15 protein-coding genes are annotated in these 16,390 nt (G+C 48.0%); 6 read left to right on the top strand and 9 right to left on the bottom strand.

Annotated elements, in window-relative coordinates; all coding sequences use genetic code 11:
- Positions 1-25: 25 nt before the first annotated feature.
- Positions 26-505, bottom strand: a complete 480-nt coding sequence (locus F0P94_RS12515) for a MarR family winged helix-turn-helix transcriptional regulator (protein ID WP_150904225.1) — start codon at positions 503-505, stop codon at positions 26-28.
- A gap of 313 nt (positions 506-818) precedes the next feature.
- Here F0P94_RS12515 and F0P94_RS12510 point away from each other — a divergent pair, with 313 nt between their 5' ends.
- Entirely contained in the window at positions 819-1,127 is a 309-nt protein-coding gene (locus F0P94_RS12510; protein ID WP_150904224.1) for a hypothetical protein, read from the top strand.
- Between the two features lie 195 nt (positions 1,128-1,322).
- Here F0P94_RS12510 and F0P94_RS12505 read toward each other — a convergent pair whose 3' ends face one another.
- The 6 genes from F0P94_RS12505 to F0P94_RS12480 form a co-directional block, all read right to left on the bottom strand.
- Positions 1,323-1,796 (bottom strand): hypothetical protein, encoded by a 474-nt coding sequence (locus tag F0P94_RS12505; protein ID WP_150904223.1) that lies wholly within the window; start codon positions 1,794-1,796, stop codon positions 1,323-1,325.
- Positions 1,793-3,622 (bottom strand): glycoside hydrolase family 15 protein, encoded by a 1,830-nt coding sequence (locus F0P94_RS12500; RefSeq protein WP_150904222.1) that lies wholly within the window; start codon positions 3,620-3,622, stop codon positions 1,793-1,795. The genes F0P94_RS12505 and F0P94_RS12500 overlap by 4 nt, the downstream gene beginning before the upstream one ends.
- Before the next feature lie 437 nt (positions 3,623-4,059).
- Complete coding sequence (locus F0P94_RS12495) at positions 4,060-4,572, bottom strand: DUF488 domain-containing protein (RefSeq protein WP_150904221.1); 513 nt, start codon at positions 4,570-4,572, stop codon at positions 4,060-4,062.
- 682 nt (positions 4,573-5,254) lie between these two features.
- Entirely contained in the window at positions 5,255-5,749 is a 495-nt protein-coding gene (locus F0P94_RS12490) for a hypothetical protein (protein WP_150904220.1), read from the bottom strand.
- A 32-nt stretch (positions 5,750-5,781) separates the two neighbouring features.
- Positions 5,782-6,837: a cobalamin-dependent protein gene (locus tag F0P94_RS12485; RefSeq protein WP_150904219.1), complete on the bottom strand. Its 1,056-nt coding sequence runs from the start codon at positions 6,835-6,837 to the stop codon at positions 5,782-5,784.
- A 17-nt stretch (positions 6,838-6,854) separates the two neighbouring features.
- Complete coding sequence (locus F0P94_RS12480) at positions 6,855-7,151, bottom strand: antibiotic biosynthesis monooxygenase family protein (RefSeq protein ID WP_150904218.1); 297 nt, start codon at positions 7,149-7,151, stop codon at positions 6,855-6,857.
- A gap of 503 nt (positions 7,152-7,654) precedes the next feature.
- On the opposite strand from F0P94_RS12480, the gene F0P94_RS12475 reads away from it, so the two are divergent.
- The 3 genes from F0P94_RS12475 to F0P94_RS12465 all read left to right on the top strand — a co-directional run bounded on the left by F0P94_RS12475 (position 7,655) and on the right by F0P94_RS12465 (position 10,856).
- Positions 7,655-8,467, top strand: coding sequence for a transporter (locus F0P94_RS12475; RefSeq protein WP_150904217.1), 813 nt, complete (start codon positions 7,655-7,657; stop codon positions 8,465-8,467).
- 136 nt (positions 8,468-8,603) lie between these two features.
- Positions 8,604-9,581 carry a glycosyl hydrolase gene (locus tag F0P94_RS12470; protein WP_225307203.1) on the top strand — a complete coding sequence of 326 codons (978 nt, stop codon included), beginning with the start codon at positions 8,604-8,606 and terminating at the stop codon, positions 9,579-9,581.
- 336 nt (positions 9,582-9,917) lie between these two features.
- A complete protein-coding gene (locus F0P94_RS12465) occupies positions 9,918-10,856 on the top strand; it encodes a glycosyltransferase family 9 protein (protein ID WP_150904216.1) in 939 nt (312 codons plus the stop codon).
- A gap of 338 nt (positions 10,857-11,194) precedes the next feature.
- Here the strand turns inward: F0P94_RS12465 and F0P94_RS12460 are convergent, their stop codons facing one another.
- Both F0P94_RS12460 and F0P94_RS12455 read right to left on the bottom strand, forming a co-directional pair.
- Positions 11,195-12,568 carry a Coenzyme F420 hydrogenase/dehydrogenase, beta subunit C-terminal domain gene (locus F0P94_RS12460; protein ID WP_150904215.1) on the bottom strand — a complete coding sequence of 458 codons (1,374 nt, stop codon included), beginning with the start codon at positions 12,566-12,568 and terminating at the stop codon, positions 11,195-11,197.
- Positions 12,565-13,656 carry a polysaccharide pyruvyl transferase family protein gene (locus tag F0P94_RS12455; protein WP_150904214.1) on the bottom strand — a complete coding sequence of 364 codons (1,092 nt, stop codon included), beginning with the start codon at positions 13,654-13,656 and terminating at the stop codon, positions 12,565-12,567. The genes F0P94_RS12460 and F0P94_RS12455 overlap by 4 nt, the downstream gene beginning before the upstream one ends.
- 419 nt (positions 13,657-14,075) lie before the next feature.
- Here F0P94_RS12455 and F0P94_RS12450 point away from each other — a divergent pair, with 419 nt between their 5' ends.
- Both F0P94_RS12450 and F0P94_RS12445 read left to right on the top strand, forming a co-directional pair.
- Positions 14,076-14,678: a histidine phosphatase family protein gene (locus F0P94_RS12450; RefSeq protein ID WP_150904213.1), complete on the top strand. Its 603-nt coding sequence runs from the start codon at positions 14,076-14,078 to the stop codon at positions 14,676-14,678.
- 100 nt (positions 14,679-14,778) lie between these two features.
- On the top strand, positions 14,779-16,104 hold the full coding sequence (locus F0P94_RS12445) for an inositol-3-phosphate synthase (protein ID WP_150904212.1): 1,326 nt from the start codon (positions 14,779-14,781) through the stop codon (positions 16,102-16,104).
- Positions 16,105-16,390 lie beyond the last annotated feature (286 nt).

Genomic DNA, 16,390 nt, shown 5'->3' with positions numbered 1-16,390 from the left:
AGGCTCAAAAAGTCGGGATATTCACCTAATCTTCCGCCAGATTCGCGTGCTGATTTTCCAGATTCGTGGCCATGGTTTCTAAAAGCGTGATGCCTTTGGTTACGATCTCAGAAGCAATATCTTTTCCCACCAGCTCAAACATTTCATCGATCCAGGGCGCGGCCATTTCTTTCAACTCCCAGCCCTTGGCCGTGAGCGTGATGAGTTTGTTGCGCCGGTCGTTTTCATCTTCGGTGCGTTGCACCAGCTCACGCCGCGCCAGGTTATCGATCAGGTACGTGAGACTGGCTTTGTCTTTTACGGTAATGTTGGCAATTTCCTGCTGATTGATGCCGTCTTTCCGCCACAAGGTCATCATCACCTGCATCATTTCGGAAGTAAGATCGATGTTGTGTTCCTTGAACTTCTGGCGCATAAATGCCTTCAGCAACAGGTTTACCCGCGCCATTTCTCTTACAAACGTGATCAGATTTTCTTTTTTTACCTGCGGCATTTCAGCTTTCATGATGACACAACAAAGGTAAAGAAAAAATAGTTAAATACTTAACTAATATTTTAAATATTTTTCTCCGAAGGACCAAAGCTACATGAGATAAAAAGTGGTAGCAAGGAGTTTAAATAGTGATAATATTTTATCTTTCCCGGAATTCAATTCTTCGCTTCCAAACTCCCTAAAACAAGCCGTTAGAACTGATTGATTGGCTTTTTCCAAACGGCACCTTTTTAGATAACAAATTTTATTACCCATATACCTTGCATTTACATTTTGTTTTAATACATTTAGCTTATTCATCTCATAATCTTAACCTATAAACAAAATGTCAGTAACAAAATTAAGTAGCAATGCAGCCTCCGGAATGGAGGAAACTGAAGAATTAGCCCATTCACCAGCTCCCTGGGGTTTAAAGGAAACAGATGGAGGCTTCGCGGTAATTTGTGAGGAACACCGGATCTGCACCGTTACTTCTCCTGCTGAATTTGCGGAAGGCGATGCCGTTCTTATGAGCTATGCCCTGGAAATGCGCGAAGCTCTGATTTCAATCGTGGGCGATCTTCCCCCAGACAGTGAGAAAACGGTACAGATAATGGAATTGATTCATAATACCGGCAAGCCAAGACCAAGATAATTCCAAATGAAAAGCCCTTCACCTTCGAAGGGCTTTTTTTTCAACTATTGCTTCCTGAAAATAAAGACGATTACGCAAAATAAGATTTTGAAATTTTAACTTATTAAAGCGCTAAAATTGAAATTAAGAATTTGCATTTAAATTCCAGTAAGGTTGAAAGGAGAAATGGTTAACCAGTCTGGCTCTACAATCTGCTTATAAAACGTAGAACGCCCCTAAAATGCCTCCATAGATCAAATGCCCGATTATGGTTACCAGCGGTGTTCCGCGGCCATAGTTCAGTGCGAAAAAACCAGGCGGCTCCAGTTGTTTGGTGGGGGTTGGTCCCTGGTAGGGTCGGGCCATTCGGGGATGAAAATAGGCCACGATCTCCAGGCCTATCGACAAAACAACCGCCACGTGCACAAGGCTGATGGCGATTCCGAACCACCAGGTAGCCAGACCGGAACTTTCGAAAGCAGCGCCGTAGATAAAGGCAAATATCCAACCTATTACAATGTGCACCAGAAAACCCAGCCAGGGAGCTTTGTTCCGGTTAGCCGTAAACATGGTACCAAGTAAAAAAGGCAGGTCTATTCTGGTAAAGCCCAGGGGGCGGGAACCGGCCATTATCACGGTTAATACCATGGTAGCTGCAAATCCCCATAAGATCAGGTAGCCGAAGTTCATTTCCGTTTTTCTTCGTTTAGGTAGGCTTCGTTTATAGTAAAGGCGGCATTAATAAGGCCAATGTGCGTAAACCCTTGCGGATAGTTGCCAAGCAGCTCCCCGGTTTCCGGCGACATTTCTTCCGATAACAATCCTGCCGGGCTGGCCAGTTTGAGCGTAGCTTCGAAAACTTCCACCGCCTCCGCTAAAGCCCCGGATTTAGCCAGGCTTTCCGCCAGCCAGAAATTACAGATCCCGAAGGCTCCTTCACTGCCAGACAGGCCATCATCGATGTTCTTGTAACGGTAAACCAGATTATTTTTCGATAGCTTCTCCTTTATTAGTCTGGTGGTAGACATCATTCTGGGAGAAGCAGGATCACAATATTCTACCAAAGGTAATACCAGCAGGCAGGCGTCCAGATCGGTACCGTTAAATTCGCGGGTGTAGGAGCCGAGCTCCGGATTAAAGCCGTGTTGTTCAACTTCCCGGTAAATTTTTGCGGCTACGTCCTGAAACTTTTGCAGCGGCGCCCGTTTCCAGTGGTAAACTTCCGCCAGTTTTATAAGCCGGTCCAGCCCCACCCAGGCCATTACTTTTGAATGGGTATGGTGCGTATTGGCGGAACGCTCTTCCCAGATGCCGTTGTCGGGCTGGTCCCACTGCCGGCAAATAATTTCCCCCAATCCCAGCAGGAATCTCTTCGTATCGTTGCCGAAAGATTTAACGAGCGGCGCATAGGCAAAAACGGCATCCAATACTTCGCCATAAACATCTAACTGAAATTGCTGGTGCGCCCCGTTACCGACCCGGACCGGTTTGGAATTTTCATATCCCTGCAGCCAGGTAAGTTCTTCTTCTTTTAAGCGGGCATGGCCGAAAACGGAATACACTACCTGCAGTTCCGGCCGGGTTAGTTGGGTAGCGTGCAGGATCCAATCCATATACGCCTGGGCTTCTTCCTCATACCCCAGTTTAACCAGGACCCGGGTAGTGAAAGAGGCATCGCGTAACCAGCAATACCGGTAATCCCAGTTCCGTTCCCCACCCGGCTTTTCGGGCAACGAGGTGGTGGGTGCGGCAATAATAGCGCCGGAAGGAGCGTGCGTTAACAGCTTAAGGGTAAGGGCGCTTCTTTTCACCCACTCTTCATAAAGGCCCTTGTACTGACACCTGCCGATCCATTCTTCCCAATAAGCCCGGGTGTGGTCCAGGCGGTTCAGGGCGGTTTCTTTTAACTCCGGAAGAATAGCAGGGCTTTGGTTGGAATAACTTAAGGAAAAAATCACCTTCTCCCCTGCCTTAACCGTGAATTCGGCAAATGCCGCGCGCCTGGAATCTGCTACCAAAAGCTTCCCTTCCTCCAGGGTGCTCAGCAGGGTGTAAATATTTTCCTTGAAGTAAACCCGGATCCCTAACTTTCCGAAATCACGGAGTTCGGCGGCATTTTTTCCGTAGTACGTTCGGGGTACGTATTCCATCCGGAAATTAATTTCGCCGGCTATCCCTTCTATTACCCGGAGGATTTCATGGTCGGGGAATAGCGTTTTTGTTTTAGCTTCTTCCGTTAAGGCGACAAAGCAATCCAGTAGCCTTGCCTCTCCCGTTCCGCAAGTAAAACGGGTTTCTACTACGTTGGTATCTGTTAGGTAATTTTGGGTGGACCGGAATTCTGAAACCGGCTGAATTGCAAAATAGCCACCCCTTTTCTGATCCAAAATTGAGGCAAAAATACTGGGCGAATCGAACTCCGGCAGGCAGCACCAGTCAATAGCCCCCCGGTTGCTCACCAGCGCTGCCGCCCGCGAATTCCCGATCAAGGCATAATCTGTCAGTTTAGGCGCCATGGTTAGTTGTAATTCGGTATGGTTTTGATCCGGAAAACCGGTGAATTAATCTTCAAGTTGATAGCCGTAAATAGCCGTAAATTGAAACAAATAAAAATTTGATATCTATTGATAACCTCTTTCTTCTGCATTTGTTCTCCTGCCGATAAAAACAGGATGGAGATTATCAATTGAATAGAAGCAACAGCCTTTTTCTGGATTTGATCTGGAAAATGCACTGGAGGGTTCCGGTATATCAGGATCAGATTTGTTTTTCCCTTATTAGAGGTCATTTCAAAAATACCCAGTGCATTTTTGAAATTGCCTTTCGGCTAAAGAATTTCTCTATAGCTCTGTAGCGTAGGGTTTAAACCCTACGCTACAGAGCTATAGAGAAATTTTGATTTATGAGATAACTCCTAGTAATATATCCAGGGTACTTTCAAAAGGAAGCGATGCTACGTTTGATGGGTTTCCCGGTAAACTGTGGTAAAGGGATGTTCTTTGGCGACGCCGGCCTCCATGATATGCATAACCTGCCAGTTTCGTTCTTTCAGATAATCGGAAATTATGGCCCGGTGACACCGCCACCACACCGCTTCGGAACACATGTAGGCAACTCGCTTTTCAGTCGCTAAGTCTGTTAACTGATGAATGGCTCTCTGAAAATCCGGTGTCTGGCTGTAATCGGCATAGGCTTGGAAAGATTTGCTTTTCCAGACAGTATTCGTGGAGCCCTCCACCGGTTTGCGCCGGCCACCAAGTTCGAGGCAGGGATAATAGGTAATTCCAGCCTGAGGTAAATATTCCTGCAAAGCCTCCGCACTAAATTGCGGGTGTTTCCTCGAACCGGGAAACCGACGAACATCAACCAGTCCTTCGATCCCGAAGGATAGCAGCGCTTCTAAAAATTCTTCCTTTGTCCGGTTCGAATGCCCGATCGTCCAGATCGTATTTCCTTTCTCTGCCATAGGCCGCTTTGCAGGTCTTATAATGATTTCCTTAGATTAGGTAAGCTTGGAAAAAGCTTATTCCGTTACCATCGGTCCACTTCAAAGCCTGGAACACATCCCTTACGATTCTCTTTCGGCAATGGCCAAACATAAAGCTGTTTTTCCCTTAAAACGGTTTTTACTTATCTTTCCCTATGAAGGGTTCAGACGCTATGGAATTTAGATCGGCAAAAAGCTGGCGGACTGCCGTTGTGATCTGGGGCACCGCTTTAATAATGCTGCTTTGAGCCTTGCTGAATATTTTTCAGAACAACCGGAAATGGAGCAAGCTGTACAATTACGATCCTGCGTTTTATCACGAATCTAACCCTTTTCCGGGAATGGTTCCATACAGGTTACCGCCTTGGTTCTTGGCACTTATATAATTATTCCGGCCCAATTTAAGGTAGCATACGAATTGACCAAATCCGGAAAATCGAAAGAAAAATAAAATATTAAGGGGTATGAAACCGGCGCTGGGCGCACAAGGCTTTGTACTGTAATACAACAAGTTCGACGATATTTACCTTTCCCTGGAAAACCAGGAAACATAGTTGCAGGAACTATTGAAGCGAAATAAGCAGATCGAGGTAAAACTGTAAACAGCCCGGAATTGAACCAAAAGGTTGGCTGCTGAATTTCTGGCCTAAAACCCTACCCATTACTTTACCCGCTGAAGTCGTTCCAGTTCCAGATTTTTCCGGATCAGCTCTCGCTTGGTATTGATGAGTTCGTTGTTTAGCCGGCTCATTTCCTCAAGCAGTTCCAGGTTCTGGGTTTCCAGCAGGGCCTGGTGTAATTTCAGATTCTGATCGTACTGCTGGGCTTTGCTGGTTTCCGGAATAGTTACGTCCGGCAGCACGGTAATTCCTGAGTGGGTGGTGCCAACCAGCATAATGGTATGCTGCAACAGGGCTCCCGAAAACAAAAAGCAGGTGTCGGTCCCGTCCAGCAGAAAATCGAGGTAACGATTGTCGGCGCGGCCAAAATGTTGTACATCGTGCAGTAAATGCAATCCCTGATCGATAGAACCAACTGCCAGGCAATGCATAATGGAATTGTTTAAAAATGTGGCGGTATCGAAGGCTGTGGTATTGGAAACCACCTGCCTGATCATGCCGTGCAGATCGCACCTTAAAATTAATTCCGACTGCAAGTTCTTCTTTTATTTAAACACCCACATTTTAATTATGCCCGCACCAAGTTAGCAGCTTTTTCCAAAGCCTCGGCCGCATCTTTGGCGTACGCATCGGCGCCAATGGCTTTCCAGAGTTCCGGAGCCGTGTTGAACGGATACCCGCCTACCATCACTTTTACATTATAGAGAACGGCATCGCGACGGATCGCCTGAATAAGATCGGCTACAGCCCGCACGTGATAGGCCATGGTGGCTGAAACCAGCAACAGGTTGGCTTCCTGCTCGCGCAAGGTACGAAGAATACTTTCAACGGGGGTGTTAGCACCTAAATAAAATGTGTCCCAGCCTTCCATTTCAAAGAAATCAGCTACCATCCGGATCCCGATCTCGTGCATGTCGCCGGCCACACAAGAAGCCACCAGGCGGTAGCCGTTGCGTTCGGTATTGAAAACCAGGCGGTACAGCTGCGACATAATAAGCTGGGTGGCAGCGGTGCAGTAATGCTCCTGGGCTACCGAGATCTGATTTAACTGCCATAACCTGCCAATTTCGTACTGGGCCGGCCGGAAAACCTGGTTGTAAATATCTTTGACCGGAGTACCCTTTTCCACCGTTTTCAGGATCAGTTCGCTGGCAAGGTGGCGTTTGCCTTGCAGCAGCAGTTTTATATAGGCTTCCGCTACCGTTTTCAGGCCGTTATCTACTTCCAGGAAAGATAAGGTACTGGCCGGTTCTTCTTCCAGCTGGTTCAGGGCTCCGTTCAGGTATTTGGCGGCCACCACAAAACTTTCAATGGGCAGGCGTTGCGCCAGAGCTTCTTTCAGGCAGTTCAGGTTCACGGCCAGGTCTTTCGCCGGAATGTTCCGGGCCTGCAGCATTTGCTGTGCCCAGCCTACGTAGTCGCGGAACAATAAAGGGCTTTCAGATAAGATCGCTTCTGCCAGGTAAGACAAATGGTAACGGGCATCCTGCAGGCATTTTTCTTTTCCGGCCGGGCCATACCGTACCGTTAGCTCCGGCACTTTTTTATAATGCATTTCTACCGCTGCGGCTACAATGCCGGCCGCGTTAGCGTACACCAATTCGGCAGTTCTTTTATTCGCCATTTCTGCTACGCTTTAAATTAATCGGCTATATGCGTGAAGAAACGAACTTTGGCGCTGCGGGGAACAAGTTTCAGCCCTTTCGGGATATTGGAGTGGGATTCGCGGAGGTGGTTTTTATGCCAGACCTGGTAACTTTCTTCGTCGGTCCAGTAAGTAATGAGCCAGATTTCGTTGGGAGCGTCCTGGGGGCAGAGCACTTCCATTTTCCGATAGCCTGGGGCATTATCTACCAGATGCGGCCTTTCCTGAAAAGCTTTTTTTACTTCGGGGGCCATGTTGTTGGCAATTGTAAACGTACTCAGGGCAATAAACATAAGCTAATATAAAATAAACCGAAAAACCCTTCACCTACTGCTTACGCCACTGAAATAAGCTTTTCACTACTCAAAAATCTTTTACTTACGGAAGACATAAAATGAAGGTTTCAAGGATTAGCAGCTAAACCTTAAAATACTCATCTTCAGTCTTTTGTAAATAACTTTATCCTTTAAAGTAAATCAAAAACCGGGTAAACTCCCAAACCAATAGCGTTTTTTTTCAACCATACAAACGTTACTATTCCCTAACCTGCTTAAAACGAAAGCCTTAGCAAGGCTAAATAAATCAGCTTTAAAGCCAATTTCATTCAGATGGCTTTTTTGCCCGGCATCAGGCATAAAACCGGGCGGCTGGTTTCATGGAACGAACGGGTCCAAACACAAGAAAAGCCTGTCAGGATCGGAAGAATAGGTCTAAAGTCTGAGCCGGTTTACAATGCAAGCATCTTCAATAAACCTTTTCAGTTTCCGGAAGTATAGCGGAAAAAATATATACCAATATGAAAACCCGCTTCCTTTTAATTGCCTGCTTTTTTATTTCTACCCTGACTTTTGCCCAAAACGAAGGCGGGGAGCCGGTAGAAATGGACACTGATCGTCCCAGCGTTGGCGATGCTTCTAAAGTAGTGCCACCGGGCACCGTTCAGATTGAGGCAGGCTTTTATTATGAAAGCGATAAGACGAACTTTATAGAGGAAAAAGAACTGCATTATCCGGATGTCCTCATCCGGGTCGGGGTTTTGAAATTTGCTGAATTGCGTTTGCGCGGCAGGCTGAAACATGTCTCCCTGGCGCCTGCCGAGGACCAGTTTCCCTGGGAAATTTCGCAGACTGGCCTGGATGATATTATGGCCGGCACGAAGATCCAGCTATGGCAGGGCAATGGCGTACTGCCTACAGCGGCACTGCAGGCTGATTTTCGTTTACCGGCAGGAAATAAGTACTTTAAAAGCGAAAAGGTTGAACCAAAATTAAGGCTGAACTTCCGGAATAAACTAAGCGAGAAGCTCTCTCTAAGCTACAACCTGGGGGTAGAATGGGAAGAAAACGAGAACCCGGCCGAAAAGAAGACTTTTAACCATATTGGCTTATATTCCTTAGCTCTGAATTATAAAATTACTGACAATTTTAAAGTTTTTGTGGAGCCTTTTGCCGAATTCAGGGAAAACGATATGCAGCAAAGCATTGATGCAGGCCTCGCCTATAATATAAAGCCTAACTTGCAGGTAGATCTTTACAGCGGCGTTGGTTTAAGCGAAGAAGCGCCCGACTTTTTTGTATCGGCAGGCATCAGCTTCCGCTTACCGAAATAAGGGTAGGGTCCGGGCCGGAAAAACCTGAAACCCTGCAGCCAGAAACTTTATGTACCCTCAATCGAAGCGTTTCCTTGGATAATAGGCCGGTTCACGAATTAAACACAACAACAAAGGCCTGCTTCAAGTATGTTGGTTGTTTATCAATATAGATGCCTGCATCGGGAATAAAAAGCCCTTCTACAACCGGTTTTCTTACTACCCGCAAGGCTTAAACGCAATAGAAATTATGATTGAGGCCGTAAAATTCTGGAATGAACCAAACAATAAATCGCACTGGGACTTTGAAATAGATTCGGACTGGCAACTGTACGCCAACATGGTAAAAATGGCCGCCGCGGCGGTTAAAGCCGAAAAACCGGATGTGCTCCGGGTACTCGGCGGCATCTCCCCGATCGATCCTTATTTTATTACCCGCTTAAAGGACTTCGGAACTTTCAACGATCTGAATGCCGTGGCCGTGCATGGGTTCCCGCTCGACTGGAACCACTGGCAACTTGAGCACTGGCCGGAAAAGATTGCCGAAATTGAAGCCGTTACGCATTTGCCCGTTTGGGTTACAGAAGTAGGCGTGTCTACTTTCGGCGCGGAAGAAGTGCAGGAATTCGGTTTGCGCCGCACCGCCGAACTGCTTTGCGGGCGCGTAGACCGGGTTTTCTGGTATAGCCTCTACGATCTGCCGCGGGCCTGGGAAGCCACTACCCGCCACCGCGAAGCCGAAGGTTCTTCTTATTACCGGCATTTTTACATGGGTTTACTCCGGGAAGACGGCACACCCAAACTTGCGCTGAAACACTTCTCCGATTATACCCCGGAATTCGGGATTTGCCAGTGGTTCCATTTCGAAGATCACCGGTTAGACAATGCCGTAGACTGGCTCAAAAAATTAGGCGTAAAACGGTTGCGTACCGGTTTAAGCTGGGCCGACTACCTCCGTCCGGATGCCGAAAAATGGTTCGACCGCATGATGCAGAAACTGGACGGATTTGACCTGACGATTACGTTTTGCTTTACCCCGGAAGCCAAAGGCATTCAGCCGCACCACACCAGCCCGCCGCAAAAAATAGAAGAGTTCTCCGATTTTTGCGTGGAAATGATGCGGCGCTACGCCTGATGGCTCTTGTTTTCCGGGATATTCTTTGGCAGAGGTAATTAACGGAGGCTTAATAGTTTTCTGGCTGTTTTCTGGCGCAAGTGTTAAGCGAAAGCGTCACTTGGGCCTAAGAACAGGAGGAAGTCTCCAGACTTCCGTATTGAAAAATTGAGAAAGAATCCTTCCCCGGATACGCCAGTCTGGAGACTGGCTTTTGTCTTTCAGGCCCAAGTGACGCTTTCGCTTAACACCTGCGCCAGCTTAAGAAGAAGTTCTCTACTCAAAGAAGCAGCGAAAAGAAGGACCATCTTCACAGCCGTATTCCTTTAAACACACTTTCTTTTAAAACAAAAGCGTATGAGCAAGACCCTGCTTCAGGATGAAAAACCGGACTTCTGGATGGCCTCCATGCGTTGCGGGGATTTTGAAGCTGCCTGGAAAACCAGCGATGCGGTTTTGAAGTCCAGAGCCGGTACGCCTTGCTTCCATTTACCCCGGCATGAGCAATACATTTGGAACGGTACGCCACTCGAAGGGAAACGCGTACTGGTCCGCTGCTATCATGGCCTTGGCGACACGATCCAGTTTATCCGGTATGCTCCGCTTCTGAAAAATATTGCTACGGAGGTAATTGTCTGGGCGCAACCTCCCCTCCTGCCGCTATTAAAAACAATTCCGGAAATTGACCAGTTACTGCCTTTACACGACGGTACGCCGGAAGCAAGCTATGATGTGGATGTGGAAATTATGGAATTGCCGCACATTTTCCGGACTACACTGGCTACAATTCCAGCCCAAACGCCATACCTGCACGTGGAGCCTCATCAACTTTCCGAAGATGATAAAAAGCTGCACGTTGGGTTAGTCTGGAAAGCCGGCGATTGGGATGTGCGCCGTTCCATTCCATTTTCCCAGATAAAACCTTTGGCGGATATATCTGGCATTTCCCTGCACATTCTGCAAGGCGATGCGCCCCAGGCCGGCTGGCAGGAAGGGTTTGGCTTTTACCACGGCGACTTAAGTTTAGAGGAATACGCCCGAAGAATAATGGGGCTGGACCTGATGATTTCCGTGGATTCGATGCCCGCTCATTTAGCCGGCGCTTTGGGCGTACACGTCTGGAACCTGCTGCATGCAAACGCCGACTGGCGTTGGCTCGAAAACTGCACGGATTGTCCGTGGTACCCAACCATGCGGCTGTTCCGGCAGCAAGAAGCAGGTGAATGGAAACCGGTAATTTCGGCGGTAAAAACCGAACTGGAACTGCTTTGTAAGCAAAAGAGAGTGGGAATTTAAACCCTTCATCCCCATAGAAGAAAGCAAGACTAAACATGCTGCCTAAAATTGAATTGGCAAGGTTTCATTGCCGTCTGCTTTAGCTGACGGTTTCGGGCAATTAAGATAATGGCTTTTTAGCCTAACCTGTTTTTCTATAAATGTATTGTTTGGCTAAAGCCGAAATTGCTACTCTGCTATCCGTCAGCTAAAGCAGACGGCAATGAATTTTGTTCTATGCCGAAAAATCCGGATTGAAGCTAAAGCTAATTTTAAACACAGTATTTCGATAAAAGTAAACCAGCAAACTCCCTAATAATTGGTCCCGACTTTTAAACCTGAAAACCCTATCGTTTACTTCATTTTAACCATTTAAAAAGCTGCCCCAATTTGCCTTGATTATAGGTGATGGCGTGGTAAACGCTGGTAGTTAAACGGGCCCATTGAATGTAAATCCAAGGCTGATTTGTTTTCCGGGCAAGGTTGAAAACCTTATGGCTGGCAGCAGAAATATAGAACCGCATCCGGTAAATCAGCTTGCGGAGTTTGGTTTGCGATTTTGAATCCGGCGCTACGCGTTTGCAGGGTTTAATTCCTTCCTGACGCCAGGTAAGTCGGTACGCCAACCCTTCGCGGCGTTGCCGGAAACCGGCGGCTTGCGTTTGCTCTACAAAACGGCAATCGACTTCCTTTAATTGCAGCCGGCCTTCCTGTATCGCATTGTCAATTAAACTTTCAATTAAGCTTGAACGGGCTATTACTACATTCGTTCCGCTGCCATCGGAGGAATAGGGTTCTACCCAGGCATCGCCGAAGGCCACATCAGCCGTTTCGGCCACTACATCATCGCAATAGTTACAGGCCGAATTCATGAAAAAGCCTGCTCCCCAATCGCCGTCGGCCAGGTGCCACCAGTCTTTGTTTACTTTCGTTCCGTTTTGCAGGGTAAGCCTGGCGTTGTACCAGTTAGCCGGCCGGCCGGGGTCTTTGTGCCGGAATTCCACCTGTTTTATTTCGTGTACCGGAACCTGCATCTGCCAGACAAAACTTTCTACGAACCGGGCGCTTTTCATGTGTCCGCAAAAAAGCCCCAGGGTAAATTTTATACGTTCCCGCAAAACCGGATCTTCCAGCCGGAGCAGATGCACGGCTTTTATAAAACACGGTACTCCGACAACGGCGTAGTTGCCGGGAATTTCACGGATCAAACGAAGCATTCCGGAAAGTTCGGTGGGATAATACCGGGATTTGGCTCCTGCCCTGATTTCGGTTTCCGAGCGGGATAGTTCGTACTGAAAAAACTTTCCATTTTGTTGGGGATCTTCCAGGGCTTTCACGTGCACGACGCCGTCCACGAATCCTTTCCGCAGCAATTCGGCTGCCACCCAGGAGACCATGCCACCCGAACTTCCCTGCAGCCGGAAATCCGTCTCTTCCACATGCCCCACATACGCCTTTTGAAACCGGCCAATTTTTGAATCGGAGTGGGCTGCCTCCGGGAAAAGCGGTGCAGCCAGTTGGTCTTCGTTTCGGGCTTGCGGCGAAAACGGGCAGGTACGGGTAAAACTTTCGGAGACATTTCGGTACCAGACATGGAATCCTTGGGGCTTTAATTCACCATATTTATCGAAAGCCATTTGGGCAGTATCCGGGCTGGTCTGAGCCACACAGCTGCCGCAACCAATACACAAACCGGAACGGACAATATCGCGGGGGCTCAGCAGTTTTTTCATGCGTTCTGATACTGTTTTGGCTGGAGCGCCCGATCTAAAAAGTTGGCTGAAGTTTCCCGGAGCTGCGCTATTTTTTGCCCGATTTCCGGGTTTAAGGACTCGCTCAGGATTTTACTGATTTCCCTTGCAGAAGTGGTTTCGGAGATCAGGTGGTTTCCGGCATTCAGCATGGGAAGCAGCCCTTCTAATTTCAGACTCCGGTAGGGAGACTTCTCGGCCGCGAAGGGCTTCCCGAAAAGAAGGGCGAAAACACAGCCGTGAAAAAAATTAGTAGCAATGCCTTCGGCCCCGGAAATGAAATGAACAAAATCGTGCGGGTCAGCAGCGATCCATTGCTCGTCGGCCCAATCGTTGCGGTACCCAATGCTGATGATGGGTAGTTTTAGCTTTTCAGCATAATTTCTGATCTGGTTTAAAAAGGAGGCCGAAAAACTATGCCCGTAAAGCGCCAGGTACCTGGACGGGAAACGGCCGTTTACCCGTACCTCCGGTTTTACTTCGAACTGCAGACAAGGATCCAGTACGATTTCCGGATCGGTGCCGATGGCGTTTTGAATAAGCTGTTTTGAATTTTCATCTCGGACAGAAATCAGTTCAAAGTTTTGCAGCTTTTCGGCCCAGGCAGGTTCCAGTCCCCAGTTGGCCGGATAGTTTCCGAAGCTGGCCGCATAAGAGACCAGGCGTTTTGTCAAGATCCCTTCGCCGTAAAATATGGGGCACTTGCCAAACCAGGGATGCATTAAATTCCACACTTCGTCGCTGCCGACAATTACCAAATCATACTGTGGCATCCCTGCCGGTGCTTCGAGCTTAAATTCTGGAGAAAGCGGAAGGGCATTGATCGCACATGTCTGTTTCAGAAGTTTTTCCCGGTAAAGCGCCTGGTCCACTTCGGGTGTTTCTCCCGGCAGTACCGGCTGTAGGGCGGTTTTCCATTCGGCATGGTTTATCCGGGGGGAATGATGGTTCAGGATCTCGACATCGTACCCGCGCGCCAGCAGACCTTCTACCAAACACTTTGCCTGCCAGAAGCTGCCGTAATTAATGCAGTTATGAAACGTGAGCACGCCGATCTTTAAACCATTCATTTATCATTCCGGTGTATTCAATGACGTTACGCAGGCTTTTAGATGTGTCCTTCGAAGGAACTTTAGGACAAGAGAATTATCCGATTGTTTAATTTTATCTAATAATTTAAAAATCCTCCCCCTGCCCCTCCAAAGGGGGACTTTCTCCAGCTTACGGAACGCCATTTTATTAAATCTTGTAGAGGTTTTCCATCTGCATCCAAGGCCTGTTGCTTTTCACAATGTCCGGGATGAAATTTCTGGTTATTAAACCTCCCTGTTTGGATATACCGCATTGCTGTTAGTTGGTTATTTTTTGCGGGAAATAAGCAGTAGAGGTTCCGTTTCCGGAAGTATAGCGTAAGGAATAAAACAAAGGGGAAAAACACCGTGCGGAAAAGTGCGTAAGGCTACATCTGTTACTTAGAACCTAAGCCCGCATGACCAGGTTTTTACTTATCCGCCACGCCACTACCGATTCGGTTGGCAAACGGCTTTCCGGCCGAAAGGAAGGCGTGCATTTAAATGAAGCAGGTTTGGAACAAGCCCAGCAGCTGGCGCAACGCCTGAATCATTTACCTGTATCCGCCATTTACAGCAGTCCGTTGGAGCGGGCTTTGGAAACGGCCGAACCTGTTGCCCAAGCCCTAAATTTGCAAACATGCATTAACCGGGATTTTCTGGAAATCGATTTTGGAAACTGGACCAATTTAACTTTTGAAGAACTGCAGGGCCAGCAGGAATTTCAGCGGTTCAATGCGTTCAGAAGCTGCACCCGCATTCCGGGCGGCGAACTGATGACCGAAGCGCAATTGCGGATCGTGCAGGGGCTCGAAAAATTATGCCGGCGCCACTCCGGGGAAACGCTTGCCGTAGTCAGCCATGCCGACCTGATAAAATCGGCCCTTGCTTATTACGCGGGCATTCACCTGGATCTGTTCCACCGCCTGGAAATAAGCCCTGCTTCGGTTAGCGTGCTGGAAATTTACTCCGATACGGCCCGGATTCTGCTGGTTAATCATACCGGCGAACTAAGACTTTAACCCCGCTTACGGAGTATTGCCTGCCATCTACCGCTAGTGCTTTGTTGTTTAAAGGAAAATTCGGTAGTCTTCCTCTTTCATCACGCTAAAAACAATTCGCATGCATACTTCCATAGACAAAGCGGCCGGGAAGCTCGGCATATTAATTCCCGGTCTGGGCGCTGTTGCTACCACGCTGATTGCGGGGGTAGAAGCAGTAAAAAAAGACCTGGCCCAACCGGTTGGTTCCTTAACGCAAATGGGCAACATCCGGCTCGGGAAAAGAACGGAAAGCCGTTTTCCGAAAGTAAAGGATTTTGTGCCGCTGGCCGACCTGAACGACATCGTTTTCGGGGGGTGGGATTTGTACAGCGATAACGTTTTTGAGGCGGCCGTAAAAGCGAAAGTACTGGAGCCCATGATGCTGCATTCCGTGCGGGCGGAACTGGAAGCGGTAAAGCCCATGAAAGCGGTTTTCGACCAGGCTTACGTACCCAACCTGAACGGCACCCACGTAAAGCAGGCGGCTACCAAAGCCGCGCTGGCGAAAGCATTAATGTGGGATATTGAAAGTTTCCGGGAGGCCCACGATTGTTCCCGTCTGGTAATGGTGTGGTGCGGTTCTACGGAAAAGTACCTGGAGCCATCGGAAGTACATGAAAGCCTGGTTAAGTTTGAAGAAGGCCTGGAGAATAACGATCCTGCTATTTCCCCTTCCATGATCTATGCCTATGCCGCCATTAGTTTAGGAATTCCGTTCATGAACGGGGCACCAAACTTAACCTGCGACATCCCCGCTCTGATCGAACTGGCCAAACTTACTTCCACGCCTATTGGCGGCAAGGATTTTAAAACCGGCCAAACCCTGATGAAAACCATTGTTGCCCCCGGTTTGCAGGCGCGGGCACTGGGCATAAAAGGCTGGTTTTCTTCCAATATTTTAGGGAACCGCGATGGCTACGTACTCGATAATCCGGATAATTTCAAGACGAAGGAAGTATCGAAACTGAGCGTGCTGGAAGACATTCTGCAACCTGAAATTAACCCGGAGTTATACGGCGACCTTTACCATAAAGTACGGATCAATTATTACCCGCCGCACGGCGACAACAAAGAAAGCTGGGACAACATCGATATTTTCGGTTGGCTGGGGTATTCCATGCAGATCAAGATCAATTTCCTGTGCCGCGATTCTATTCTGGCGGCCCCCATTGTTTTGGATCTGGCTTTGTTCAGCGACCTGGCCAAGCGCGCCGGGATGTCGGGTACGCAGGAATGGCTGTCGTTTTATTTTAAATCACCGCAAACGGCACCCGGCCTTCGTCCGGAACACGATATTTTCAAGCAGCTCATTAAACTGCAGAATACCTTAAGACACATGATGGGCGAAGACCTGATCACGCATCTGGGTCTGGATTACTACCAGGATCTGGTGGAGGCGCTATAGATTTTCAAAAGTCTTCCCGGAGTTCAGGGAAGACTTTTTTGTTTGAAAAGGATGCTGTTTTTCCTTCTGGAATTGCAGAAAGATTTAGAGAAGCTGAAAGGCAGGCTTCACTTTTTCAGCTCATTTTTATAGCGATTCAACCAAAACCGCGCACCTTTCAGCAATTATACCAGATCCTATTTCGCAACTTTCATTATTTGAAATCGCGCAAGCGTCCGCTTGTGCGCTCTACCTTTGCTTTCTAATTGTAGCAGACCTGGTAATTAAGCAAGCACAAGCGGACGCT

The sequence above is a fragment of the Adhaeribacter soli genome (assembly GCF_008727925.1).
GTDB lineage: Bacteria > Bacteroidota > Bacteroidia > Cytophagales > Hymenobacteraceae > Adhaeribacter_A > Adhaeribacter_A soli.
Note: the sequence above shows the minus strand (reverse complement) of the source record. Positions and strands in the feature narration are given on the sequence as shown.

What these genes read in the sequence shown, in the direction of transcription:
- F0P94_RS12465 (WP_150904216.1), top strand. Translation starts at nt 9,918, where the DNA reads ATGAGCAAGACCCTGCTTCAGGATGAAAAACCGGACTTCTGGATGGCC.
- F0P94_RS12450 (WP_150904213.1), top strand. Translation starts at nt 14,076, where the DNA reads ATGACCAGGTTTTTACTTATCCGCCACGCCACTACCGATTCGGTTGGC.
- F0P94_RS12480 (WP_150904218.1), bottom strand. Translation starts at nt 7,151, where the DNA reads ATGTTTATTGCCCTGAGTACGTTTACAATTGCCAACAACATGGCCCCC.
- F0P94_RS12510 (WP_150904224.1), top strand. Translation starts at nt 819, where the DNA reads ATGTCAGTAACAAAATTAAGTAGCAATGCAGCCTCCGGAATGGAGGAA.
- F0P94_RS12485 (WP_150904219.1), bottom strand. Translation starts at nt 6,837, where the DNA reads ATGGCGAATAAAAGAACTGCCGAATTGGTGTACGCTAACGCGGCCGGC.
- F0P94_RS12515 (WP_150904225.1), bottom strand. Translation starts at nt 505, where the DNA reads ATGAAAGCTGAAATGCCGCAGGTAAAAAAAGAAAATCTGATCACGTTT.
- F0P94_RS12475 (WP_150904217.1), top strand. Translation starts at nt 7,655, where the DNA reads ATGAAAACCCGCTTCCTTTTAATTGCCTGCTTTTTTATTTCTACCCTG.
- F0P94_RS12460 (WP_150904215.1), bottom strand. Translation starts at nt 12,568, where the DNA reads ATGAAAAAACTGCTGAGCCCCCGCGATATTGTCCGTTCCGGTTTGTGT.
- F0P94_RS12495 (WP_150904221.1), bottom strand. Translation starts at nt 4,572, where the DNA reads ATGGCAGAGAAAGGAAATACGATCTGGACGATCGGGCATTCGAACCGG.
- F0P94_RS12445 (WP_150904212.1), top strand. Translation starts at nt 14,779, where the DNA reads ATGCATACTTCCATAGACAAAGCGGCCGGGAAGCTCGGCATATTAATT.
- F0P94_RS12455 (WP_150904214.1), bottom strand. Translation starts at nt 13,656, where the DNA reads ATGAATGGTTTAAAGATCGGCGTGCTCACGTTTCATAACTGCATTAAT.
- F0P94_RS12500 (WP_150904222.1), bottom strand. Translation starts at nt 3,622, where the DNA reads ATGGCGCCTAAACTGACAGATTATGCCTTGATCGGGAATTCGCGGGCG.
- F0P94_RS12505 (WP_150904223.1), bottom strand. Translation starts at nt 1,796, where the DNA reads ATGAACTTCGGCTACCTGATCTTATGGGGATTTGCAGCTACCATGGTA.